Genomic DNA, 21,255 nt, shown 5'->3' with positions numbered 1-21,255 from the left:
GATCTGAGAGATGGCTAAGCAGATCAAGGGCATCCTGGGCGAGAAGCTCGGCATGACGCAGGTGTGGGACGCGAACAACCGCGTCGTCCCGGTCACCGTCGTCAAGGCCGGCCCGAACGTCGTCACCCAGGTCCGTACGAACGATGTCGACGGCTACGAGTCCGTCCAGATCGCTTTCGGCGACATCGACCCGCGCAAGGTGAACAAGCCCCTCAAGGGCCACTTCTCCAAGGCCGACGTCACCCCCCGTCGCCACCTCGTCGAGATCCGCACCGCGGACGCCTCCGAGTACACGCTGGGCCAGGAGATCACCGCTGAGGTGTTCGAGGCCGGCGTGAAGGTCGACGTGACCGGCAAGAGCAAGGGCAAGGGCTTCGCCGGTGTCATGAAGCGCCACAACTTCCGTGGCCTCGGCGCCGGACACGGCACCCAGCGCAAGCACCGCTCCCCCGGTTCCATCGGTGGCTGCGCCACCCCGGGCCGTGTGTTCAAGGGCCTCCGCATGGCGGGTCGCATGGGCAACGAGCGGGTCACCACCCAGAACCTGACCGTCCACGCCGTTGACGCGGAGAAGGGTCTGCTGCTCATCAAGGGCGCGGTTCCCGGTCCGAACGGCGGCCTCGTCCTGGTCCGCACCGCGGCCAAGGGGGCCTGAGGTAATGAGCACTGTTGACATCCTTTCGCCGGCGGGCGACAAGGCCGGTTCCGTCGAGCTCCCCGCGGAGATCTTCGGCGTTGAGAAGGTCAGCATCCCGCTGATCCACCAGGTCGTCGTCGCACAGCTGGCCGCTGCCCGTCAGGGCACGCACAAGACCAAGACCCGTGGCGAGGTCCGCGGCGGTGGCAAGAAGCCGTACCGCCAGAAGGGCACCGGTCGCGCCCGTCAGGGTTCGACCCGCGCGCCGCAGTTCGCCGGTGGTGGCGTCGTGCACGGTCCCGTGCCGCGTGACTACTCGCAGCGGACCCCGAAGAAGATGAAGGCTGCCGCCCTGCGTCACGCCCTCACCGACCGGGCCCGCCACAACCGCATCCACGTCGTCTCCGGCGTCGTCGAGGGCGAGAGCCCGTCGACGAAGGCCGCCCGGACGCTGTTCGGCAAGATCTCGGAGCGCAAGAACCTGCTCCTGGTCGTCGACCGCGCCGACGAGGCCGCGTGGCTGTCCGCCCGCAACCTGCCCCAGGTCCACATCCTGGAGCCGGGCCAGCTGAACACGTACGACGTTCTCGTCTCGGACGACGTGGTCTTCACCAAGGCCGCTTTCGAGTCCTTCGTGTCCGGCCCGAAGGCCACTGACACCGAAGGGAGCGAGGCCTGATGGCCATCCGTCACCCCGCTATCGCCTCCAAGGCCGCGAAGAAGGCCAAGGCCGCTCGCGTCGCCAAGGCGCGTCGCCACGCGACCGAGGGCAAGAACACCGTCGAGACCCCGCTGAGCAAGTCCTTCACGGACCCCCGTGACGTGCTGCTCAAGCCGGTCGTCTCCGAGAAGAGCTACGCGCTCCTCGACGAGGGCAAGTACACGTTCATCGTCGACCCGAGCGCCAACAAGACCCAGATCAAGCAGGCCGTCCAGGCGGTCTTCTCGGTCAAGGTCACCGGGGTCAACACGATCAACCGCCAGGGCAAGCGCAAGCGGACCCGCACCGGCTTCGGCCAGCGTGCGTCCACCAAGCGCGCGATCGTGACCCTCGCCGAGGGCGACCGTATCGACATCTTCGGCGGTCCGACCGCGTAAGCGGGTCGGATCGTCCGATATCGGACGAGGACTGAGAAATGGGAATCCGCAAGTACAAGCCGACTACGCCGGGCCGTCGCGGCTCCAGCGTCGCCGACTTCGTCGAGGTCACGCGGTCCACGCCGGAGAAGTCGTTGGTCCGCCCCCTGCACAGCAAGGGTGGCCGTAACAACTCCGGTCGTGTGACCGTCCGCCACCAGGGTGGTGGCCACAAGCGCGCCTACCGCGTGATCGACTTCCGTCGTCACGACAAGGACGGCGTGCCGGCGAAGGTCGCGCACATCGAGTACGACCCCAACCGCACCGCGCGCATCGCGCTGCTGCACTACGCCGACGGCGAGAAGCGCTACATCCTCGCCCCGCGCAACCTGCAGCAGGGTGACCGCGTCGAGAACGGTCCCGGGGCCGACATCAAGCCGGGCAACAACCTGGCCCTCCGCAACATCCCGGTCGGTACCACGATCCACGCGATCGAGCTCCGTCCCGGTGGCGGTGCCAAGTTCGCCCGCTCCGCCGGTGCCTCCGTGCAGCTGCTCGCGAAGGAGGGCCAGATGGCCCACCTGCGCATGCCGTCCGGTGAGATCCGCCTGGTCGACGTCCGCTGCCGCGCCACCATCGGCGAGGTCGGCAACGCCGAGCAGAGCAACATCAACTGGGGCAAGGCGGGCCGTAAGCGGTGGCTGGGCGTTCGCCCGACCGTCCGTGGTGTGGTCATGAACCCGGTTGACCACCCGCACGGTGGTGGTGAGGGCCGGACCTCCGGTGGTCGCCACCCTGTGTCCCCGTGGGGCAAGAAGGAAGGCCGTACTCGTTCGCCCAAGAAGGCGTCGAACAAGTACATCGTCCGCCGCCGCAAGACGAACAAGAAGCGCTAAGGACGGGTTGAGATGCCTCGTAGCTTGAAGAAGGGGCCCTTCGTCGACGACCACCTGATGAAGAAGGTGGACGCCCAGAACGAAGCCGGCACCAAGAACGTCATCAAGACCTGGTCCCGTCGCTCGATGATCGTGCCGGCCATGCTCGGCCACACGCTCGCGGTGCACAACGGCAAGACCCACATCCCGGTGTTTGTCACCGAGTCGATGGTCGGCCACAAGCTCGGCGAGTTCTCGCCGACCCGCACCTTCCGGGGCCACGTCAAGGACGACCGGAAGTCGAAGCGCCGCTAGTCGGCGGGGTGCAATCGACCATGACAGACACTGAAGGGACAACCATGGAAGCCAGGGCCCAGGCGCGGTACATCCGCGTCACGCCCATGAAGGCCCGCCGCGTGGTGGACCTCATCCGTGGCATGAGCGCCACGGAGGCTCAGGCGGTCCTGCGTTTCGCCCCGCAGGCCGCGAGCCAGCCGGTGGGCAAGGTGCTCGACAGCGCCATCGCCAACGCCGCGCACAACTACGACCACACCGATGTCGACAGCCTCTTCGTCTCCGAGGCCTACGTCGACGAGGGCCCGACCCTGAAGCGGTTCCGTCCGCGCGCCCAGGGCCGTGCCTACCGGATCCGCAAGCGGACCAGCCACATCACCGTGGTCGTCAGCAGCAAGGAAGGAACCCGGTAATGGGCCAGAAGGTAAACCCGCACGGGTTCCGGCTCGGTGTCACGACCGACTTCAAGTCGCGTTGGTACGCCGACAAGCTGTACAAGGACTACGTCAAGGAAGACGTCGCCATCCGTCGGATGATGACGTCCGGCATGGAGCGCGCCGGCATCTCCAAGGTCGAGATCGAGCGCACCCGTGACCGCGTGCGTGTGGACATCCACACCGCTCGTCCGGGCATCGTCATCGGCCGCCGCGGCGCCGAGGCCGACCGCATCCGCGGTGACCTCGAGAAGCTCACCGGCAAGCAGGTCCAGCTGAACATCCTCGAGGTCAAGAACCCCGAGACCGATGCTCAGCTGGTCGCCCAGGCCGTCGCCGAGCAGCTCTCCTCCCGCGTCTCCTTCCGCCGTGCCATGCGCAAGAGCATGCAGTCGGCGATGAAGGCGGGCGCCAAGGGCATCAAGATCCAGTGCGGTGGCCGCCTCGGTGGCGCCGAGATGTCCCGCTCGGAGTTCTACCGCGAGGGCCGCGTGCCCCTGCACACGCTCCGCGCGAACGTGGACTACGGCTTCTTCGAGGCCAAGACGACCTTCGGCCGCATCGGTGTGAAGGTCTGGATCTACAAGGGCGACGTCAAGAACATCGCCGAGGTCCGCGCCGAGAACGCCGCCGCCCGTGCGGGCAACCGCCCGGCCCGCGGTGGCAACGACCGCCCGGCCCGTGGTGGCCGTGGTGGCGAGCGGCGCGGTCGCAAGCCGCAGCAGGCTGCCGGCGCCGAGGCCCCCAAGGCCGAGGCTCCCGCCGCCGCTCCGGCTGAGAGCACCGGAACGGAGGCCTGACCGTCATGCTGATCCCCCGTAGGGTCAAGCACCGCAAGCAGCACCACCCCAAGCGCAGTGGTATGGCCAAGGGTGGTACTCAGGTCGCGTTCGGCGAGTACGGCATCCAGGCGCTGACCCCGGCCTACGTGACGAACCGCCAGATCGAGGCGGCTCGTATCGCGATGACCCGCCACATCAAGCGTGGCGGCAAGGTCTGGATCAACATCTACCCGGACCGTCCCCTCACCAAGAAGCCCGCCGAGACCCGCATGGGTTCCGGTAAGGGTTCTCCTGAGTGGTGGATCGCCAACGTCAAGCCCGGACGTGTGATGTTCGAGCTGTCGTACCCCAACGAGAAGATCGCGCGCGAGGCCCTGACCCGTGCGGCTCACAAGCTGCCGATGAAGTGCAAGATCGTCAAGCGCGAGGCAGGTGAAGCGTGATGTCGGCCGGTACCAAGGCGTCGGAGCTGCGCGAGCTGGGCAACGAGGAGCTTCTCAACAAGCTCCGCGAGGCCAAGGAAGAGCTGTTCAACCTCCGCTTCCAGGCGGCGACGGGTCAGCTCGAGAACCACGGTCGGCTCAAGGCCGTCCGCAAGGACATCGCGCGGATCTACACCCTGATGCGTGAGCGCGAGCTGGGCATCGAGACGGTGGAGAGCGCCTGATGAGCGAGAGCAACGTGACTGAAGAGACCAAGACGGACCGCGGTTTCCGCAAGACCCGTGAGGGTCTGGTCGTCAGCGACAAGATGGACAAGACCGTCGTCGTCGCCGTCGAGGACCGCGTCAAGCACGCGCTGTACGGCAAGGTCATCCGCCGTACGAACAAGCTCAAGGCCCACGACGAGCAGAACGCCGCGGGTGTCGGCGACCGCGTCCTCCTCATGGAGACCCGGCCGCTGTCCGCGACCAAGCGCTGGCGCGTCGTCGAGATCCTCGAGAAGGCCAAGTAATCCCTCCTAGGGGGACCCCCTAGGCATCGTTCCGCCAGGCTCGGGGCGGGTGCACGCTGTGCACCCGCCCCGGGAACCGGCAGACAATCAGGAGATAGACGTGATCCAGCAGGAGTCGCGACTGCGTGTCGCCGACAACACTGGTGCGAAGGAGATCCTTTGCATCCGTGTGCTCGGTGGCTCCGGTCGCCGCTACGCGGGTATCGGTGACGTCATCGTCGCCACCGTCAAGGACGCGATCCCCGGTGGCAACGTGAAGAAGGGTGACGTCGTCAAGGCGGTCATCGTTCGCACCGTCAAGGAGCGCCGCCGCCCGGACGGCTCGTACATCCGCTTCGACGAGAACGCCGCCGTCATTCTGAAGAACGACGGCGACCCTCGCGGCACCCGTATCTTCGGCCCGGTCGGCCGTGAGCTGCGCGAGAAGAAGTTCATGAAGATCATCTCCCTCGCGCCGGAGGTGCTGTGAGCATGAAGATCAAGAAGGGCGACCTGGTCCAGGTCATCACCGGTAAGGACAAGGGCAAGCAGGGCAAGGTCATCGCGGCCTTCCCCCGCGAGGACCGCGTCCTGGTCGAGGGTGTCAACCGGGTCAAGAAGCACACCAAGGCCGGTCCGACGGCTCGCGGTTCGCAGGCCGGCGGCATCGTCACCACCGAGGCGCCGATCCACGTCTCCAACGTCCAGCTGGTCGTGGAGAAGGACGGCAACAAGGTCGTGACCCGCGTCGGTTACCGCTTCGACGACGAAGGCAACAAGATCCGCGTTGCCAAGCGGACGGGTGAGGACATCTGATGGCTACCACCACCACTCCGCGTCTGAAGCAGAAGTACCGTGAGGAGATCACGGGCAAGCTGCGTGACGAGTTCAAGTACGAGAACGTCATGCAGATCCCCGGTCTCGTCAAGATCGTGGTCAACATGGGTGTGGGCGACGCCGCCCGCGACTCCAAGCTGATCGAGGGTGCCATCAAGGACCTCACCACGATCACCGGTCAGAAGCCGGCCGTCACCAAGGCCCGCAAGTCCATCGCGCAGTTCAAGCTGCGCGAGGGCCAGCCGATCGGTGCCCACGTCACGCTTCGTGGCGACCGCATGTGGGAGTTCCTGGACCGCACCCTGTCGCTCGCGCTGCCGCGCATCCGCGACTTCCGCGGCCTGTCCCCCAAGCAGTTCGACGGCCGTGGCAACTACACCTTCGGTCTCACGGAGCAGGTCATGTTCCACGAGATCGACCAGGACAAGATCGACCGCACCCGGGGTATGGACATCACCGTGGTGACCACGGCGACCAACGACGCTGAGGGCCGCGCGCTCCTTCGTCACCTCGGCTTCCCCTTCAAGGAGGCGTGAGCGAGATGGCGAAGAAGGCTCTGATCGCGAAGGCTGCCCGCAAGCCCAAGTTCGGCGTGCGTGCGTACACCCGCTGCCAGCGCTGCGGTCGTCCGCACTCCGTGTACCGCAAGTTCGGCCTGTGCCGCGTGTGCCTTCGTGAGATGGCTCACCGTGGCGAGCTGCCGGGCGTGACCAAGAGCTCCTGGTAATCCCCCCAATCAGGGATTAGCAGGACTCTCGGTAAGCAACCGGGGCGGCAGGACGCCCAGCCCGCATGCCTTAGGCTTGTGGGGTTGGGCGTCTGCCGCCGCCCTTACGACTTACTACGCCGTAGGTCCACCGCGCCGCACCCGTCCCGTCTCGGATCGGGGAGAGGGATGGCGCATCAGGAAACCCCGGCGAGAGAGGCCGAAGGCCAATTCATGACCATGACTGATCCGATCGCAGACATGCTTACGCGTCTGCGGAACGCGAACTCGGCATACCACGACACCGTGGCGATGCCGCACTCGAAGATCAAGTCGCACATCGCGGAGATCCTCCAGCAGGAGGGCTTCATCACGGGCTGGAAGGTCGAGGACGCCGAGGTCGGCAAGAACCTCGTCCTGGAGCTGAAGTTCGGCCCCAACCGTGAGCGCTCCATCGCGGGCATCAAGCGGATCTCCAAGCCCGGTCTCCGGGTGTACGCGAAGTCCACCAACCTGCCCAAGGTGCTGGGCGGCCTCGGCGTGGCCATCATCTCCACGTCGCACGGGCTCCTCACCGACAAGCAGGCCGGCAAGAAGGGCGTGGGTGGGGAAGTCCTCGCCTACGTCTGGTAGCGGAAGGGAACGGAGGAAACAGCTATGTCGCGTATTGGCAAGCTCCCCATCACGGTTCCCGCCGGCGTGGACGTCACCATCGACGGCCGTACGGTCTCGGTCAAGGGCCCCAAGGGCACGCTGACCCACACCGTTGTCGCGCCGATCGACATCGCCAAGGGTGAGGACGGCGTTCTGAACGTCACCCGCCCCAACGACGAGCGTCAGAGCAAGGCCCTGCACGGCCTGTCCCGCACGCTGGTGGCGAACATGATCACCGGCGTGACCCAGGGTTACGTGAAGAAGCTCGAAATCAGCGGTGTCGGTTACCGCGTGACGGCCAAGGGCTCGAACCTCGAGTTCGCGCTCGGCTACAGCCACCCGATCACCGTCGAGGCGCCCGAGGGCATCACCTTCAAGGTGGAGACCCCGACCCGCTTCTCGGTCGAGGGCATCGACAAGCAGAAGGTCGGCGAGGTTGCGGCCAACATCCGCAAGCTGCGCAAGCCCGACCCGTACAAGGCCAAGGGCGTCAAGTACGAGGGCGAAGTCATCCGCCGCAAGGTCGGAAAGGCGGGTAAGTAAGCCATGGCATACGGACAGAAGATCCTCAAGGGCGACGCCTACAAGCGCGCCGCGATCAAGCGCCGCCACATCCGGATCCGTAAGCACATCAACGGTACGGCGGAGCGTCCCCGTCTGGTCGTTACCCGCTCGAACCGCCACATCGTGGCCCAGGTGATCGACGACATCAAGGGTCACACCCTGGCGTCGGCGTCCACCCTGGACACCTCGATCCGCGGTGGCGAGGGCGACAAGTCCGCGCAGGCCAAGCAGGTCGGCGCCCTGGTCGCCGAGCGCGCCAAGGCCGCCGGTGTCGAGGCCGTCGTGTTCGACCGTGGTGGTAACCAGTACGCGGGGCGCATCGCCGCCCTGGCGGACGCCGCCCGCGAGGCCGGACTCAAGTTCTGAGTCGGTTCCGTAGCTAGCGGAAACAGAGAGAGGTAATTCCAATGGCTGGACCCCAGCGCCGCGGTGGCGGTGCCGGTGGCGGCGAGCGGCGGGACCGGAAGGGCCGTGACGGCGGCGCTGCTGCCGCCGAGAAGACCGCGTACGTTGAGCGCGTCGTCGCGATCAACCGCGTCGCCAAGGTTGTGAAGGGTGGTCGTCGCTTCAGCTTCACCGCGCTGGTCGTGGTGGGCGACGGTGACGGCACCGTGGGTGTCGGATACGGCAAGGCCAAGGAGGTGCCGGCCGCCATCGCCAAGGGCGTTGAGGAGGCCAAGAAGCACTTTTTCAAGGTCCCCCGCATCCAGGGCACCATCCCGCACCCCATCCAGGGTGAGAAGGCTGCCGGCGTCGTGCTCCTGAAGCCCGCGTCGCCCGGTACCGGCGTTATCGCCGGTGGTCCGGTGCGTGCCGTGCTCGAGTGCGCCGGTATCCACGACGTGCTGTCGAAGTCGCTCGGCTCCGACAACGCGATCAACATCGTGCACGCGACCGTGGAGGCCCTGAAGGGCCTGCAGCGTCCCGAGGAGATCGCGGCCCGCCGCGGTCTGCCGCTCGAGGACGTCGCCCCCGCGGCTCTGCTGCGTGCGCGTGCCGGGGCGGGTGCGTAATCATGGCGCAGCTCAAGATTACGCAGGTCAAGTCCTACATCGGCAGCAAGCAGAACCACCGTGACACCCTGCGTTCCCTTGGTCTCAAGGGCATCAACACGCAGGTCGTCAAGGAGGATCGTCCCGAGTTCCGCGGCATGGTGCACACCGTCCGCCACCTCGTGACGGTCGAGGAGGTCGACTGATCATGGCGGAGCAGAACCCGCTCAAGATCCACAACCTCCGTCCCGCCCCGGGCGCCAAGACCGCCAAGACCCGTGTGGGTCGTGGTGAGGCGTCGAAGGGTAAGACGGCCGGTCGTGGTACCAAGGGCACGAAGGCCCGTTACCAGGTTCCGGAGCGCTTCGAGGGTGGCCAGATGCCCCTCCACATGCGCCTCCCGAAGCTGAAGGGCTTCAAGAACCCGTTCAAGACCGAGTACCAGGTCGTGAACCTCGACAAGCTGGCCGCCCTGTACCCCGAGGGTGGCGAGGTCACCGTCGAGGGTCTGGTGGCCAAGGGTGCCGTTCGCAAGAACGCGCTCGTCAAGGTGCTCGGCCAGGGCGAGGTCTCCGTGGCGCTGCAGGTGACGGTCGACGCCGTCTCCGGCTCCGCCAAGGAGAAGATCACCGCCGCCGGCGGTACCGTCACCGAGCTCGTCTGACCATCACAGGCGTCTCGATGACCTGAACGATCCCGACCGGGGATACCCCACAAATGGGGTATCCCCGGTTGGTCGTTCCTAGGGCGGCAGTCCCGCCGGTAAGGTGGCCTGCACTGCCCTCTTCTCACGGGGTGCTGCACTTCCGGCACTCCGAGCGGCAGTTGACCGTTACCCATGTCGTAGTTCCATTGGACTCTCAAGACCGTCACCCTTGACGCAGTTGCGCGGGGGTCGCAGGAGGCACCGTGCTCACCGCGTTCGCCCGGGCGTTCAAGACGCCCGACCTGCGCAAGAAGCTGCTCTTCACGCTCGGCATCATCGTGGTCTACCGGGTCGGTACGCACATCCCGATCCCAGGCGTCGACTACCGGAACGTCCAGACCTGCATCGACAACGCCCAGGCCAACCAGGGTCTCTTCGGGCTCGTCAACATGTTCAGCGGCGGCGCGCTGCTGCAGATCACGATCTTCGCCCTGGGCATCATGCCGTACATCACGGCGAGCATCATCCTGCAGCTGCTGACCGTGGTGATCCCGCGTCTGGAAGCCCTGAAGAAGGAGGGCCAGGCCGGGACGGCGAAGATCACGCAGTACACGCGTTACCTGACGATCGCCCTCGCCATCCTGCAGGGCACCGGTCTCGTCGCCACCGCCCGCAGCGGCGCGCTGTTCCAGAACTGCCCGGTGGCCAGCCAGATCGTCCCCGACCAGTCGATCTTCGTCACCATCACCATGGTCATCACGATGACCGCCGGCACGGCCGCCGTGATGTGGCTCGGTGAGCTCATCACCGACCGCGGCATCGGCAACGGCATGTCGATCCTGATGTTCATCTCGATCGCCGCCACCTTCCCGTCCGCGCTGTGGGCCATCAAGCAGGAGGGCTCCCTGGCCGGCGGGTGGATCGAGTTCGGCACGGTCATCCTGGTCGGCTTCGCGATGGTCGGCCTGGTGGTCTTCGTCGAGCAGGCCCAGCGCCGCATCCCGGTGCAGTACGCCAAGCGCATGATCGGCCGCCGCTCCTACGGCGGCACGTCCACCTACATCCCGCTCAAGGTGAACCAGGCGGGTGTGATCCCCGTCATCTTCGCCTCGTCGCTGCTCTACATCCCGGCGCTGATCGCTCAGTTCGCCGGAGGGACCTCGGGCTGGAAGACCTGGATCGAGCAACACTTCGTCAAGGGCGACCACCCGTACTACATCGTCACGTACTTCCTGCTGATCGTCTTCTTCGCCTTCTTCTACGTCGCGATCTCGTTCAACCCCGAGGAAGTTGCCGACAACATGAAGAAGTATGGTGGCTTCATCCCGGGCATCCGGGCTGGCCGACCGACCGCTGAGTACCTGAGCTACGTACTCAACCGGATCACCTGGCCGGGTTCGCTGTACTTGGGACTGATCGCTCTCGTGCCGACGATGGCGTTGGCGGGTTTCGGGGCAAACCAGAACTTCCCGTTCGGCGGGACCAGCATCCTGATCATCGTGGGTGTCGGTCTCGAGACGGTGAAGCAGATCGAGAGCCAGCTCCAGCAGCGCAATTACGAAGGGTTCCTCCGCTGATGCGAATCGTCCTCGTCGGGCCGCCGGGTGCCGGTAAGGGAACGCAGGCCGCGTTCCTGGCCAAGAACCTGTCGATCCCGCACATCTCCACGGGCGACCTGTTCCGCGCCAACATCAGCCGGCAGACGGAGCTCGGCAAGCTGGCGAAGTCCTACATGGACGCGGGCAATCTCGTCCCCGACGAGGTCACCATCGCGATGGCGAAGGACCGCATGGAGCAGCCGGACGCCGAGAACGGCTTCCTGCTGGACGGCTTCCCGCGCAACGTCTCGCAGGCCGAGGCGCTCGACGAGCTGCTCGAGCGCGAGAGCATGCAGCTCGACGCGGTGCTCGACCTCGAGGTCCCCGAGGACGAGGTCGTCAAGCGGATCGCCGGCCGGCGCATCTGCCGCAACGACTCCTCGCACGTCTTCCACGTGACGTACAAGCAGCCGGCCAAGGACGGCGTCTGCGACGTCTGCGGCGGCGAGCTGTACCAGCGCGACGACGACTCCGAGGAGACCGTCCGCACGCGCCTGGAGGTCTACCACACCCAGACCGAGCCGATCATCGACTACTACAAGGCCCAGGGCCTGGTGGTCACGATCTCCGCGCTCGGCAAGGTGGAGGACGTCACCGCGCGCGCCATGGAGGCGCTCAAGCGCGGCGGGGACGACGCGTAGTCGTCACCGCACAGCCGGCCGCGGTTCCCCCCGGGGGAGCCGCGGCCGCTGCGTGGGCGGGCCGGTCGCGCGGCCCCGTATCGTTGAAGGCGTCCGACAGCCGCCGTAGGTCCAGAAAGGCCCAGCCCCCATGGTGCAGATCAAGAGCCCCGAGCAGATCGCCAAGATGCGTGAGGCGGGGCTGGTCGTCGCCGCCATCCACGCGGCGACCCGGGAGGCCGCCGTACCCGGGGCCACGACGAAGGATCTGGACCAGGTCGCCCGCAAGGTGCTCGCCGAGCACAACGCCAAGCCGAACTTCCTCGGATACGGCGGCTTCCCCGCGACGATCTGCACCTCGGTGAACGAGGTCGTCGTCCACGGCATCCCCTCCGACGACGTGGTGCTGAAGGACGGGGACGTCATCTCCATCGACTGCGGCGCGATCATCGACGGCTGGCACGGCGACGCCGCCTTCACGGCCTTCGTGGGCTCCGGCCACTCCCCGGAGGTGATCGAGCTCTCCCGGGTGACCGAGGAGTCGATGTGGGCCGGCATCGCGGCCATGAAGCAGGGCAACCGGCTGGTCGACATCTCCCGCGCCATCGAGACGTACATCCGCCGCCAGCCGAAGCCCGGCGGCGGCAAGTACGGGATCATCGAGGACTACGGCGGCCACGGCATCGGCACCGAGATGCACATGGACCCGCACCTGCTGAACTACGTCGACCGGCGGCGCGGCAAGGGCCCCAAGCTGGTGCCCGGCTTCTGCCTCGCGATCGAGCCGATGGTGTCCCTGGGGACGCCGCGGACGGAGGTCCTCCAGGACGACTGGACCGTCATCACGACGGACGGTACGTGGTCCTCGCACTGGGAGCACTCGGTCGCTCTGACGGAGGAGGGGCCGCTCGTGCTGACGTCTCCCGACGGGGGGAAGGCGAAGCTCGCCGAGCTGGGCGTCGTTGCTGCGCCGGATCCGCTGGCCTGATCGCCTTCCGGGGCGGGTGGGCCTGCCCGACGGCGGCTGCCGGTGCGTGAGGGCTGGTCGCGCAGTTCCCCGCGCCCCTTGGGCGCGCTTAAAGCCCTGCGTGCCGGGGCAGACTCTCTCGATTCGTGTTTCCGAGGGCCCTGACGTAGACTGACTCGTCGGCTCTTGTGTACCCGCATGTCCTCATGCGCTCCGCACGGAGTCGATCAAGGTAGTCGATTCGAAGGGCGAAGCGTGGCCAAGAAGCAAGGTGCCATCGAGATCGAGGGCACTGTCGTCGAGTCTCTTCCGAACGCCATGTTCAAGGTCGAGCTCCAGAACGGCCACCAGGTCCTGGCACACATCAGCGGCAAGATGCGCATGCACTACATCCGCATCCTCCCTGACGACCGGGTCGTGGTGGAGCTCTCTCCGTACGACCTGACGCGTGGCCGGATCGTCTACCGCTACAAGTAGATCTTGCCCGCATCCCGTTCCGGCGGGGTGGTGGCACTGACCCGGAGAACCTCAATCCCATGAAGGTCAAGCCGAGCGTCAAGAAGATCTGCGACAAGTGCAGGGTGATCCGCCGTCACGGTCGGGTCATGGTCATCTGCGACAACCCGCGCCACAAGCAGCGCCAGGGCTGACGCACGACCGATCCCTCTGCCTTCCTCGCAGAGTCTTCGCGCGACGCAAGCTGAATAGTTCATACGCAGGGCCCAGGCGGACACCGATCCGTCTGACACCCCCGGTCGGAGGCCGGGGACCCAGTTCGTACCTGGTACGGCGGCTGGGAGCCGGTTCCTGTGGAAGACCTCCGTCAAGTAACTGGAGCCATTGAATGGCACGCGTTTCCGGTGTTGACATCCCGCGCGAAAAGCGCGTGGAGATCGCCCTCACCTACGTGTTCGGCATCGGCCGGACCCTCTCGCAGCAGACGCTGGCCGCCACCGGCGTCGACCCGAACACCCGCGTTCGCGACCTCTCCGAGGAGCAGCTCGTCGCGATCCGCGAGTACGTCGACAACAACATCAAGACCGAGGGTGACCTCCGTCGCGAGATCCAGGCCGACATCCGCCGCAAGGTCGAGATCGGTACCTACCAGGGTCTCCGTCACCGTCGTGGTCTGCCCGTCCGCGGTCAGCGCACCAGCACCAACGCTCGTACCCGCAAGGGTCCGCGTCGCGCCATCGCCGGCAAGAAGAAGCCGGGCAAGAAGTAGTCCACAGCGGACGCCTGTCCACGGTCTTCGCTGTAGGACCGACCACCTCCCGTAGGAGTTATAGATGCCCCCCAAGGGTCGTCAGGGCGCTGCCAAGAAGGTGCGCCGCAAGGAAAAGAAGAACGTCGCTCACGGCCACGCGCACATCAAGAGCACGTTCAACAACACGATCGTCTCGATCACGGACCCGTCCGGCAACGTGATCTCCTGGGCCTCCGCCGGCCACGTCGGCTTCAAGGGCTCCCGGAAGTCCACGCCGTTCGCCGCGCAGATGGCCGCCGAGTCGGCTGCCCGCCGCGCCCAGGAGCACGGCATGCGCAAGGTCGACGTGTTCGTGAAGGGCCCGGGTTCCGGTCGTGAGACCGCGATCCGCTCCCTGCAGGCCACGGGCCTCGAGGTCGGCTCCATCCAGGACGTCACCCCGACCCCGCACAACGGCTGCCGTCCGCCGAAGCGCCGCCGCGTCTGACGCGTCGCCTTCGGGTTCACGGTTCTCGGGCGGTACGGCTCCGTAAAAGGGCCGTATCGCCCGTACCCTTGCAGTACCCGCGCTGTTCCCGGTGCGGTTTCCGTCGGGCGTCATATAGCGGGCGTCCACGAGAGAAGGATCTGATCCACACATGCTGATCGCTCAGCGTCCCTCGTTGACCGAAGAGGTCGTCGACGAGTTCCGCTCCCGGTTCGTGATCGAGCCGCTGGAGCCGGGCTTCGGTTACACCCTCGGCAACTCCCTCCGCCGGACCCTGCTGTCCTCCATCCCCGGTGCGGCTGTCACCAGCATCCGCATCGACGGTGTCCTGCACGAGTTCACCACCGTGCCGGGCGTCAAGGAGGACGTCACCGACCTGATCCTCAACATCAAGCAGCTGGTCGTCTCCTCGGAGCACGACGAGCCGGTCGTGATGTACCTGCGCAAGCAGGGCCCGGGTCTGGTCACCGCCGCCGACATCGCGCCCCCGGCCGGTGTCGAGGTGCACAACCCCGACCTCGTCCTCGCCACGCTCAACGGCAAGGGCAAGCTGGAGATGGAGCTGACGGTCGAGCGTGGCCGCGGTTACGTCTCCGCCGTGCAGAACAAGCAGGTCGGCCAGGAGATCGGCCGGATCCCGGTCGACTCGATCTACTCGCCGGTGCTCAAGGTCACGTACAAGGTCGAGGCCACGCGTGTCGAGCAGCGGACCGACTTCGACAAGCTGATCGTCGACGTCGAGACCAAGCAGGCCATGCGCCCGCGTGACGCCATGGCGTCCGCCGGCAAGACCCTGGTCGAGCTGTTCGGTCTCGCCCGCGAGCTGAACATCGACGCCGAGGGCATCGACATGGGCCCGTCCCCCACGGACGCCGCCCTGGCCGCCGACCTGGCGCTGCCGATCGAGGAGCTGGAGCTCACCGTTCGGTCGTACAACTGCCTCAAGCGCGAGGGCATCCACTCCGTGGGTGAGCTCGTGGCGCGGTCCGAGGCCGACCTGCTCGACATCCGCAACTTCGGTGCGAAGTCGATCGACGAGGTCAAGGCCAAGCTCGCGGGCATGGGCCTCGCGCTGAAGGACTCGCCTCCCGGATTCGACCCGACCGCTGCCGCGGATGCCTTCGGCGCGGATGACGATGCAGACGCCGGGTTCGTCGAGACCGAGCAGTACTAAGAGCTCGGGACCGACTGCCCGTTCTTGACTGCGGACCGTTGTGGCTGGTCGCGCAGTTCCCCGCGCCCCTTTGGGGCGCGGGGTCTCCGACAGGCGACCGCCTGCTCGGATACTGACCCCGGTACCTGATACGGCCGGGGCAGACACCTAGGAGAAACACCATGCCGAAGCCCACCAAGGGTGCCCGTCTGGGCGGCAGCGCCGCGCACGAGAAGCTGATGCTCGCGAACCTCGCGAAGTCGCTGTTCGAGCACGGTCGCATCACCACCACCGAGGCGAAGGCCCGCCGTCTGCGGCCGTACGCCGAGCGTCTGGTCACCAAGGCGAAGAAGGGCGACCTTCACAACCGTCGTCAGGTGCTCCAGGTCATCACGGACAAGAGCATCGTGCACACGCTCTTCACCGAGATCGGCCCGCGCTACGAGAACCGTCCGGGTGGCTACACCCGCATCACCAAGATCGGTAACCGCCGTGGCGACAACGCGCCCATGGCCGTCATCGAGCTGGTCGAGGGTCTGACGGTGGCGCAGGAGGCGACCGGCGAGGCCGAGGCCGCGACCAAGCGCGCCGCGAAGGACAACGAGGCTGCCGAGGCCCAGGTCGACACGACCAAGGCCGACGAGGCTCCCGCCGAGGAGTCCAAGGACGCGTAAGCGTCTGCCGGGGGCTGTGCGTCGGCGGCTGCGGCTTCGTCGTGGTTGTTCGCGCAGTTCCCCGCGCCCCTGGAGGGCGTTGTTGGCGGGTCCGTTCCCTGGAGAAGGGGGCGGGCCCGCCTTCGTTTCGGTGAGAGGATCCTGGGGTGAGTGACGAGGTAGAGGCCGGGTTCGTGCGGGTGAGGCTGGATCTCTCCTATGACGGGAGCGAGTTCTCCGGCTGGGCCAAGCAGGCCGGGGGGCGGCGCACCGTGCAGGGCGAGATCGAGGACGCCCTGCGGACCGTGACGCGGTCGCGGGAGACGTACGAGCTGACCGTCGCGGGGCGCACCGACGCCGGTGTGCACGCCCGGGGGCAGGTCGCCCACGTCGATCTGCCGCGCGAGGTGTGGCACGAGCACCACCAGAAGCTGCTCAAGCGGCTCGCCGGGCGGCTGCCCCGGGACGTCCGGGTCTGGGCCCTCAGGGAGGCGCCCAGCGGATTCGACGCCCGCTTCTCGGCGATCTGGCGGCGCTACGCGTACCGGGTCACCGACAACCCCGGTGGGGTCGACCCGCTGCTGCGCGGCCATGTCCTGTGGCACGACTGGCCGTTGGACGTCGACGCCATGAACGAGGCCGCCCGCGGGCTGCTCGGCGAGCACGACTTCGCCGCGTACTGCAAGAAGCGGGAGGGCGCCACCACCATCCGCACCCTCCAGGAGCTGAGCCTGGTGCGGGGGGACGACGGGATCATCACCGCGACCGTGCGGGCCGACGCGTTCTGCCACAACATGGTGCGCTCGCTCATCGGGGCGCTGCTGTTCGTGGGGGACGGGCACCGGCCGGCCGACTGGCCCGGCAAGGTGCTGGCGGCGGGCGTCCGCGACTCGGCCGTGCACGTCGTCCGGCCGCACGGGCTGACGCTGGAGGAAGTCGGCTACCCGGCCGACGAGTTGCTCGCCGCGCGCAGCAAGGAGGCGCGCAACAAACGGTCGTTGCCGACGGCCGGGTGCTGCTGAGCGCCGGCTACTCGTTCGCCGCGGCCGATGCCTGGGCCTCACCGCGGCGGCGGATCTGGTTGAACGTGAACTGCTGAAGGTCGTTGCTGGTGCGGAAGACCGCGGTGTCCTTCGGGGTGACGTCCTTGCCGCTGGTGAACCCGGAGTTGGCGAAGTAGGCGTAGCGGCCGTAGGCGTTGGTCGTCGTGTTGCAGATGGCGGACTCGCAGAAGCCCTTCACGCCGCCGCCGGACAGCGACTTGACGAAGCTCCGCTTGTCGGCCTGGTCCTTGGCCTTGAGCGCCTGCGCCTCGGTGTCGAAGACGGCCACACCCATCGTGACGGCGATGCCGTCCTTGACGTAGGTCACGCGTATCAGGCGCGTGCAGTCGTGGGCGGTGAGGGCCTTGGGGAGGGTGCCGCCGGCGGCCGAGGCGCAGTTCCTCGTGTCGGCGGTGGGCCCCTTCTTGTAGACGGTGTCGCCCATCGTCAGCTGGGTGCCGGGGAAGAGCGTCTCCGGGCTGAGCGGGGCCTTGTCCTTCTTGGCGCTGGCGATGAAGTCCTTGGGGTCCAGCGGGGGCGGGGCGCTGGTCGGGGCGAACGACGGCGCCGACGACGTGCCGCTGGGGATGTCCGCCGTGGGCAGGGAGGCCGGGTTGTTCGCCCGGTCGTCGCCGTTGGCCGAGACCACGGCCACCGCGACGGCCGTGCCGATGGCGACGGTGGCGAGCGCGCCGCCGCCGATCAGCAGCAGCCGGCGTCGTTTGTTGCGGGCCTCGGAGGCCTCGGCGAGCGCGGCCCAGTCGGGGGACTGGCCGCCCCCGCTGCTCCAGGGCTGCTGCGACTGCGGTTTCCAGGGATCCCACTGGGACTGAGGTCCCCCCTGCCCAATGCTCATGGGCCGCATCTTAGACGGGACATGGGGTGTGCTGGTCCGCCCGGATCGGCCTCGCAGCCCCTAGCGTTGCGCCCGTGCGCATGGGCAAAGACGACATCTGCGGGTGGTTGGGGCGGCTGCTGCCGGCGGTGCTGGTGCTGGTCTGCCTGCCGTCGTGGCCGTCGCTCGGCGCGGGCGTGTGGCCATCGGTCGTGGTGGGAGCGGTGCGGGCGCTGCGGCGGCCGCGCGGGGGAGGGTCCGTGGCGGGGTGGTGCCTCGCCGTGGGTGTGGATCTGCTGCTCTCGTCGGTGTTCCCGTACGCACGGCCGGTGCGCCGCCGGAGCCTGAGACGGGTGGTGACGGTGTGTGCCGCCGTGTGCACGCCGAGGGACGCCCGGAGCGGTGCGCGGGCGCGGTGAGGACCGCGTTTTGACCCTTGTGGAGTGCACCGGTATTCTGCTTGTTCGTTGTGTATTGGCTTGCTCATTCTCACGGGACGGGCCCTTACACCGGTCCACCGGGCCGATGACCAGCGACCCCACGTACGCGGTATGCGTCGCCGCAGTGCGGTCCAGGCTGTCGTGATCGTTTCGGTGACCAGTTATGGACCATTCACTCGAAGCGAAGGCTACGAACCGTGCGTACGTACAGCCCCAAGCCCGGCGATGTGACGCGCCAGTGGCACGTCATCGACGCTCAGGACGTTGTCCTGGGTCGTCTCGCCACCACTGCCGCGACGCTCCTCCGCGGCAAGCACAAGCCGATCTACGCGCCGCACGTCGACGCTGGTGACTTCGTCATCATCATCAACGCCGACAAGGTGCACCTGTCCGGCAACAAGCGGACCCAGAAGATGGCGTACCGCCACTCCGGCTACCCGGGTGGTCTGCGCTCCGTCCGCTACGACGAGCTGCTCGACAAGAACCCCGAGAAGGCCATCGAGAAGGCCGTCAAGGGCATGCTCCCCAAGAACACGCTGGGCCGTCAGATGCTCTCGAAGCTGAAGGTCTACAAGGGTGACCAGCACCCGCACGGCGCGCAGCAGCCGCAGCCGTACGAGATCACCCAGGTCGCGCAGTAAGTCCGGCCACCACCCCTAGACCGAACAGAATCTGAGGAGAATCGTGGCCGAGACCACTGCCGAGCAGCCGCTCGAAGAGCTTGACATCGACAGCTACACCACCGAGTCCGAGGTGCCCGTCGAGGGCGAGTACACCTCGGAGTCCATGGCTTCCCGCTTCGGCGAGCCCCAGCCGGCCGCCGGCCTGGGCCGTCGCAAGAACGCCATCGCCCGCGTCCGGATCGTCCCGGGCACCGGCAAGTGGAAGATCAACGGTCGCACCCTCGAGGACTACTTCCCGAACAAGGTGCACCAGCAGGAAGTCAACGAGCCGTTCAAGGTTCTCGAGCTCGAGGGCCGTTACGACGTCATCGCCCGCATCGCCGGTGGCGGTGTCTCCGGCCAGGCCGGCGCCCTCCGTCTCGGTGTCGCGCGCGCGCTGAACGAGGCCGACGTCGACAACAACCGCGGCCCGCTGAAGAAGGCCGGCTTCCTCAAGCGCGACGACCGTGCGGTCGAGCGCAAGAAGGCCGGTCTGAAGAAGGCCCGCAAGGCTCCGCAGTACAGCAAGCGCTAAACGCGACGCCCGTCCTCGCGACTGGCTTCGCCTCGATCGCCCCGGCGGCACGGTTGTGCTGCCGGGGCGGTTCGTTTACACAACCCCTACCGGTCCCGGACAGTCTCAGGGAAGGTACGCGGGAAGGTGAGCCGCACTCTCTTCGGCACTGCCGCATTCTCTTCAGCACTACGGAGGACACCACTGTGGGACGACTCTTCGGCACGGACGGCGTGCGCGGTGTCGCCAACGCGGATCTGACGGCGGAGATGGCCCTGGGCCTGTCCGTGGCCGCGGCGCACGTACTGGCCGAGGCGGGCACGTTCGAGGGGCACCGGCCCACCGCTGTGGTCGGACGTGACCCGCGGGCGTCCGGGGAGTTCCTGGAGGCCGCGGTGGTCGCGGGTCTGGCCAGCGCCGGGGTGGACGTCCTGCGCGTCGGTGTGCTGCCGACGCCCGCGGTGGCGTTCCTGACCGGGGAGCTGGGCGCCGACCTCGGCGTGATGCTCTCCGCGAGCCACAACGCCATGCCCGACAACGGCATCAAGTTCTTCGCCCGCGGCGGCCACAAGCTCGCCGACGAGCTGGAGGACCGGATCGAGTCCGTCTACGAGGAGCACCGCACCGGCGCCCCCTGGGACCGGCCGACCGGCGCCGGAGTGGGCCGCGTGCGCGAGTACGGCGAGGGCTTCGACCGGTACGTCGAGCATCTGCTGGGTGTCCTGCCGAACCGGCTGGAGGGGCTGAAGGTCGTCCTGGACGAGGCGCACGGCGCCGCGGCCCGGGTCTCGCCCGAGGCGTTCCAGCGGGCCGGCGCCGAGGTCGTCACCCTCGGGGCCGAGCCGGACGGCCTCAACATCAACGACGGGTGCGGCTCGACGCACCTCGACAAGCTCAAGGCCGCCGTCGTCGAGCACGGCGCCGACCTGGGCATCGCGCACGACGGCGACGCCGACCGCTGCCTCGCCGTGGACCACACCGGCGAGGAGGTGGACGGGGACCAGATCCTCGCCGTGCTCGCGCTGGCGATGCGGGAGCGGTCCACGCTGCGCTCCGAGACCGTCGTGGCGACGGTGATGTCCAACCTGGGCTTCAAGCTGGCCATGGAGCGCGAGGGCATCCGCCTCGTGCAGACGGCCGTCGGCGACCGGTACGTGCTGGAGGAGATGAAGGAGCACGGGTTCGCCCTCGGCGGTGAGCAGTCCGGGCACGTGATCATCCTCGACCACGCGACGACCGGTGACGGCACCCTGACGGGGCTGATGCTGGCGGCCCGGGTCGCCGGGAGCGGACGTCCGCTGCGCGAGCTGGCCTCCGTCATGGAGCGGCTGCCGCAGGTGCTGATCAACGTGCCGGACGTGGACAAGTCCCGGGTGAAGACCTCCGCCGAGCTGTCGGCCGCCGTCTCCGACGCGGAGCGGGAGCTGGGGTCGACCGGCCGGGTGCTGCTGCGGCCCTCGGGCACGGAGCCGCTGGTGCGGGTGATGGTCGAGGCCGCCGACCTCGGGCAGGCCCGGGCCGTGGCGGGGCGGCTGGCCGATGCGGTGAAGTCGGCGCTGGGGTAGTCGCCGCCCCGGTGCTTGAGGGTGGGGCGGGTTCGGGGTGGGGGCTGTCGTCGTCCGCGGGCTTGCGGGCCGTCGTGGCT

At 67.6% G+C, this 21,255-nt stretch carries 35 protein-coding genes; 34 read left to right on the top strand and 1 reads right to left on the bottom strand.

The genetic code is table 11. From position 1 onward, the window contains the following. Positions 1-10 precede the first annotated feature (10 nt). The 30 genes from rplC to truA all read left to right on the top strand — a co-directional run bounded on the left by rplC (position 11) and on the right by truA (position 17,138). Positions 11-655, top strand: a complete 645-nt coding sequence (rplC, locus tag ACH4C6_RS04765) for a 50S ribosomal protein L3 (protein ID WP_369195972.1) — start codon at positions 11-13, stop codon at positions 653-655. A gap of 4 nt (positions 656-659) precedes the next feature. Beyond that, positions 660-1,316: a 50S ribosomal protein L4 gene (rplD, locus tag ACH4C6_RS04760; RefSeq protein ID WP_398107041.1), complete on the top strand. Its 657-nt coding sequence runs from the start codon at positions 660-662 to the stop codon at positions 1,314-1,316. Further along, complete coding sequence (gene rplW, locus ACH4C6_RS04755; RefSeq protein WP_333932837.1) at positions 1,316-1,735, top strand: 50S ribosomal protein L23; 420 nt, start codon at positions 1,316-1,318, stop codon at positions 1,733-1,735. Before rplD ends, rplW begins: the two co-directional genes overlap by 1 nt. Before the next feature lie 38 nt (positions 1,736-1,773). Beyond that, positions 1,774-2,610 carry a 50S ribosomal protein L2 gene (gene rplB / locus ACH4C6_RS04750; RefSeq protein WP_369195974.1) on the top strand — a complete coding sequence of 279 codons (837 nt, stop codon included), beginning with the start codon at positions 1,774-1,776 and terminating at the stop codon, positions 2,608-2,610. 12 nt (positions 2,611-2,622) lie between these two features. Continuing rightward, a complete protein-coding gene (gene rpsS, locus ACH4C6_RS04745; RefSeq protein ID WP_053759516.1) occupies positions 2,623-2,904 on the top strand; it encodes a 30S ribosomal protein S19 in 282 nt (93 codons plus the stop codon). Positions 2,905-2,948: 44 nt separating this feature from the next. Beyond that, positions 2,949-3,296 carry a 50S ribosomal protein L22 gene (gene rplV, locus ACH4C6_RS04740; protein ID WP_033308966.1) on the top strand — a complete coding sequence of 116 codons (348 nt, stop codon included), beginning with the start codon at positions 2,949-2,951 and terminating at the stop codon, positions 3,294-3,296. After that, on the top strand, positions 3,296-4,117 hold the full coding sequence (rpsC, locus tag ACH4C6_RS04735; protein WP_369195975.1) for a 30S ribosomal protein S3: 822 nt from the start codon (positions 3,296-3,298) through the stop codon (positions 4,115-4,117). The genes rplV and rpsC overlap by 1 nt, the downstream gene beginning before the upstream one ends. Positions 4,118-4,122: 5 nt before the next feature. Beyond that, complete coding sequence (gene rplP / locus ACH4C6_RS04730; RefSeq protein ID WP_255954215.1) at positions 4,123-4,542, top strand: 50S ribosomal protein L16; 420 nt, start codon at positions 4,123-4,125, stop codon at positions 4,540-4,542. After that, entirely contained in the window at positions 4,542-4,766 is a 225-nt protein-coding gene (gene rpmC / locus ACH4C6_RS04725; protein WP_010036720.1) for a 50S ribosomal protein L29, read from the top strand. Before rplP ends, rpmC begins: the two co-directional genes overlap by 1 nt. Beyond that, a complete protein-coding gene (rpsQ, locus tag ACH4C6_RS04720) occupies positions 4,766-5,053 on the top strand; it encodes a 30S ribosomal protein S17 (RefSeq protein ID WP_010036717.1) in 288 nt (95 codons plus the stop codon). Before rpmC ends, rpsQ begins: the two co-directional genes overlap by 1 nt. Before the next feature lie 100 nt (positions 5,054-5,153). Next, positions 5,154-5,522 (top strand): 50S ribosomal protein L14, encoded by a 369-nt coding sequence (rplN, locus tag ACH4C6_RS04715; RefSeq protein ID WP_003998823.1) that lies wholly within the window; start codon positions 5,154-5,156, stop codon positions 5,520-5,522. A gap of 2 nt (positions 5,523-5,524) precedes the next feature. Then, positions 5,525-5,848 (top strand): 50S ribosomal protein L24, encoded by a 324-nt coding sequence (gene rplX, locus ACH4C6_RS04710; protein WP_003992365.1) that lies wholly within the window; start codon positions 5,525-5,527, stop codon positions 5,846-5,848. Further along, positions 5,848-6,405, top strand: coding sequence for a 50S ribosomal protein L5 (gene rplE, locus ACH4C6_RS04705; protein ID WP_333932834.1), 558 nt, complete (start codon positions 5,848-5,850; stop codon positions 6,403-6,405). The genes rplX and rplE overlap by 1 nt, the downstream gene beginning before the upstream one ends. 5 nt (positions 6,406-6,410) lie before the next feature. Next, entirely contained in the window at positions 6,411-6,596 is a 186-nt protein-coding gene (locus ACH4C6_RS04700; protein ID WP_003956452.1) for a type Z 30S ribosomal protein S14, read from the top strand. A gap of 213 nt (positions 6,597-6,809) precedes the next feature. Beyond that, positions 6,810-7,208: a 30S ribosomal protein S8 gene (gene rpsH, locus ACH4C6_RS04695; RefSeq protein ID WP_015658459.1), complete on the top strand. Its 399-nt coding sequence runs from the start codon at positions 6,810-6,812 to the stop codon at positions 7,206-7,208. Positions 7,209-7,232: 24 nt separating this feature from the next. Beyond that, positions 7,233-7,772 (top strand): 50S ribosomal protein L6, encoded by a 540-nt coding sequence (rplF, locus tag ACH4C6_RS04690; protein WP_333932833.1) that lies wholly within the window; start codon positions 7,233-7,235, stop codon positions 7,770-7,772. A 3-nt stretch (positions 7,773-7,775) separates the two neighbouring features. Further along, positions 7,776-8,159 (top strand): 50S ribosomal protein L18, encoded by a 384-nt coding sequence (rplR, locus tag ACH4C6_RS04685; RefSeq protein ID WP_007494754.1) that lies wholly within the window; start codon positions 7,776-7,778, stop codon positions 8,157-8,159. Positions 8,160-8,200: 41 nt separating this feature from the next. Then, positions 8,201-8,806, top strand: a complete 606-nt coding sequence (gene rpsE / locus ACH4C6_RS04680) for a 30S ribosomal protein S5 (protein ID WP_009190144.1) — start codon at positions 8,201-8,203, stop codon at positions 8,804-8,806. Between the two features lie 2 nt (positions 8,807-8,808). Continuing rightward, positions 8,809-8,991, top strand: coding sequence for a 50S ribosomal protein L30 (rpmD, locus tag ACH4C6_RS04675; RefSeq protein WP_003974250.1), 183 nt, complete (start codon positions 8,809-8,811; stop codon positions 8,989-8,991). Between the two features lie 2 nt (positions 8,992-8,993). Beyond that, positions 8,994-9,449 carry a 50S ribosomal protein L15 gene (rplO, locus tag ACH4C6_RS04670; RefSeq protein ID WP_030233862.1) on the top strand — a complete coding sequence of 152 codons (456 nt, stop codon included), beginning with the start codon at positions 8,994-8,996 and terminating at the stop codon, positions 9,447-9,449. Between the two features lie 245 nt (positions 9,450-9,694). Continuing rightward, positions 9,695-11,008 carry a preprotein translocase subunit SecY gene (gene secY / locus ACH4C6_RS04665; RefSeq protein ID WP_398107040.1) on the top strand — a complete coding sequence of 438 codons (1,314 nt, stop codon included), beginning with the start codon at positions 9,695-9,697 and terminating at the stop codon, positions 11,006-11,008. Then, positions 11,008-11,670, top strand: a complete 663-nt coding sequence (locus ACH4C6_RS04660; protein WP_398107039.1) for an adenylate kinase — start codon at positions 11,008-11,010, stop codon at positions 11,668-11,670. The genes secY and ACH4C6_RS04660 overlap by 1 nt, the downstream gene beginning before the upstream one ends. 130 nt (positions 11,671-11,800) lie before the next feature. Beyond that, positions 11,801-12,637 carry a type I methionyl aminopeptidase gene (map, locus tag ACH4C6_RS04655; RefSeq protein ID WP_398107038.1) on the top strand — a complete coding sequence of 279 codons (837 nt, stop codon included), beginning with the start codon at positions 11,801-11,803 and terminating at the stop codon, positions 12,635-12,637. A gap of 234 nt (positions 12,638-12,871) precedes the next feature. Further along, positions 12,872-13,093 (top strand): translation initiation factor IF-1, encoded by a 222-nt coding sequence (infA, locus tag ACH4C6_RS04650; protein ID WP_003948620.1) that lies wholly within the window; start codon positions 12,872-12,874, stop codon positions 13,091-13,093. Between the two features lie 59 nt (positions 13,094-13,152). Further along, positions 13,153-13,266, top strand: a complete 114-nt coding sequence (rpmJ, locus tag ACH4C6_RS04645) for a 50S ribosomal protein L36 (RefSeq protein WP_003974245.1) — start codon at positions 13,153-13,155, stop codon at positions 13,264-13,266. Between the two features lie 194 nt (positions 13,267-13,460). Then, on the top strand, positions 13,461-13,841 hold the full coding sequence (gene rpsM, locus ACH4C6_RS04640; RefSeq protein WP_004984507.1) for a 30S ribosomal protein S13: 381 nt from the start codon (positions 13,461-13,463) through the stop codon (positions 13,839-13,841). Positions 13,842-13,905: 64 nt separating this feature from the next. Next, positions 13,906-14,310: a 30S ribosomal protein S11 gene (rpsK, locus tag ACH4C6_RS04635; RefSeq protein ID WP_003956432.1), complete on the top strand. Its 405-nt coding sequence runs from the start codon at positions 13,906-13,908 to the stop codon at positions 14,308-14,310. Positions 14,311-14,461: 151 nt separating this feature from the next. After that, positions 14,462-15,484 (top strand): DNA-directed RNA polymerase subunit alpha, encoded by a 1,023-nt coding sequence (locus ACH4C6_RS04630; protein ID WP_003966937.1) that lies wholly within the window; start codon positions 14,462-14,464, stop codon positions 15,482-15,484. 161 nt (positions 15,485-15,645) lie between these two features. After that, a complete protein-coding gene (gene rplQ / locus ACH4C6_RS04625) occupies positions 15,646-16,137 on the top strand; it encodes a 50S ribosomal protein L17 (RefSeq protein WP_376329276.1) in 492 nt (163 codons plus the stop codon). Positions 16,138-16,283: 146 nt separating this feature from the next. Then, positions 16,284-17,138, top strand: a complete 855-nt coding sequence (gene truA, locus ACH4C6_RS04620) for a tRNA pseudouridine(38-40) synthase TruA (protein WP_398107037.1) — start codon at positions 16,284-16,286, stop codon at positions 17,136-17,138. Between the two features lie 7 nt (positions 17,139-17,145). On the opposite strand, the gene ACH4C6_RS04615 is transcribed toward truA, so the two are convergent. Further along, positions 17,146-18,015, bottom strand: a complete 870-nt coding sequence (locus ACH4C6_RS04615) for a hypothetical protein (protein ID WP_398107036.1) — start codon at positions 18,013-18,015, stop codon at positions 17,146-17,148. An 80-nt stretch (positions 18,016-18,095) separates the two neighbouring features. Between ACH4C6_RS04615 and ACH4C6_RS04610 the strand changes: the two genes are divergently transcribed. From ACH4C6_RS04610 to glmM, 4 genes are all read left to right on the top strand, one after another. Beyond that, positions 18,096-18,413, top strand: coding sequence for a hypothetical protein (locus ACH4C6_RS04610; RefSeq protein ID WP_398107132.1), 318 nt, complete (start codon positions 18,096-18,098; stop codon positions 18,411-18,413). 218 nt (positions 18,414-18,631) lie between these two features. After that, positions 18,632-19,075 (top strand): 50S ribosomal protein L13, encoded by a 444-nt coding sequence (rplM, locus tag ACH4C6_RS04605; protein WP_010036634.1) that lies wholly within the window; start codon positions 18,632-18,634, stop codon positions 19,073-19,075. A 43-nt stretch (positions 19,076-19,118) separates the two neighbouring features. Then, a complete protein-coding gene (gene rpsI / locus ACH4C6_RS04600; RefSeq protein WP_004927169.1) occupies positions 19,119-19,631 on the top strand; it encodes a 30S ribosomal protein S9 in 513 nt (170 codons plus the stop codon). A gap of 185 nt (positions 19,632-19,816) precedes the next feature. Then, positions 19,817-21,175 carry a phosphoglucosamine mutase gene (gene glmM / locus ACH4C6_RS04595; protein ID WP_398107035.1) on the top strand — a complete coding sequence of 453 codons (1,359 nt, stop codon included), beginning with the start codon at positions 19,817-19,819 and terminating at the stop codon, positions 21,173-21,175. Positions 21,176-21,255 lie beyond the last annotated feature (80 nt).

This window comes from Streptomyces sp. NPDC017943 (assembly GCF_044328425.1).
Taxonomy (GTDB): Bacteria; Actinomycetota; Actinomycetes; order Streptomycetales; family Streptomycetaceae; genus Streptomyces; species Streptomyces djakartensis_A.
This window is presented reverse-complemented; position numbering and strand designations above follow the sequence as displayed.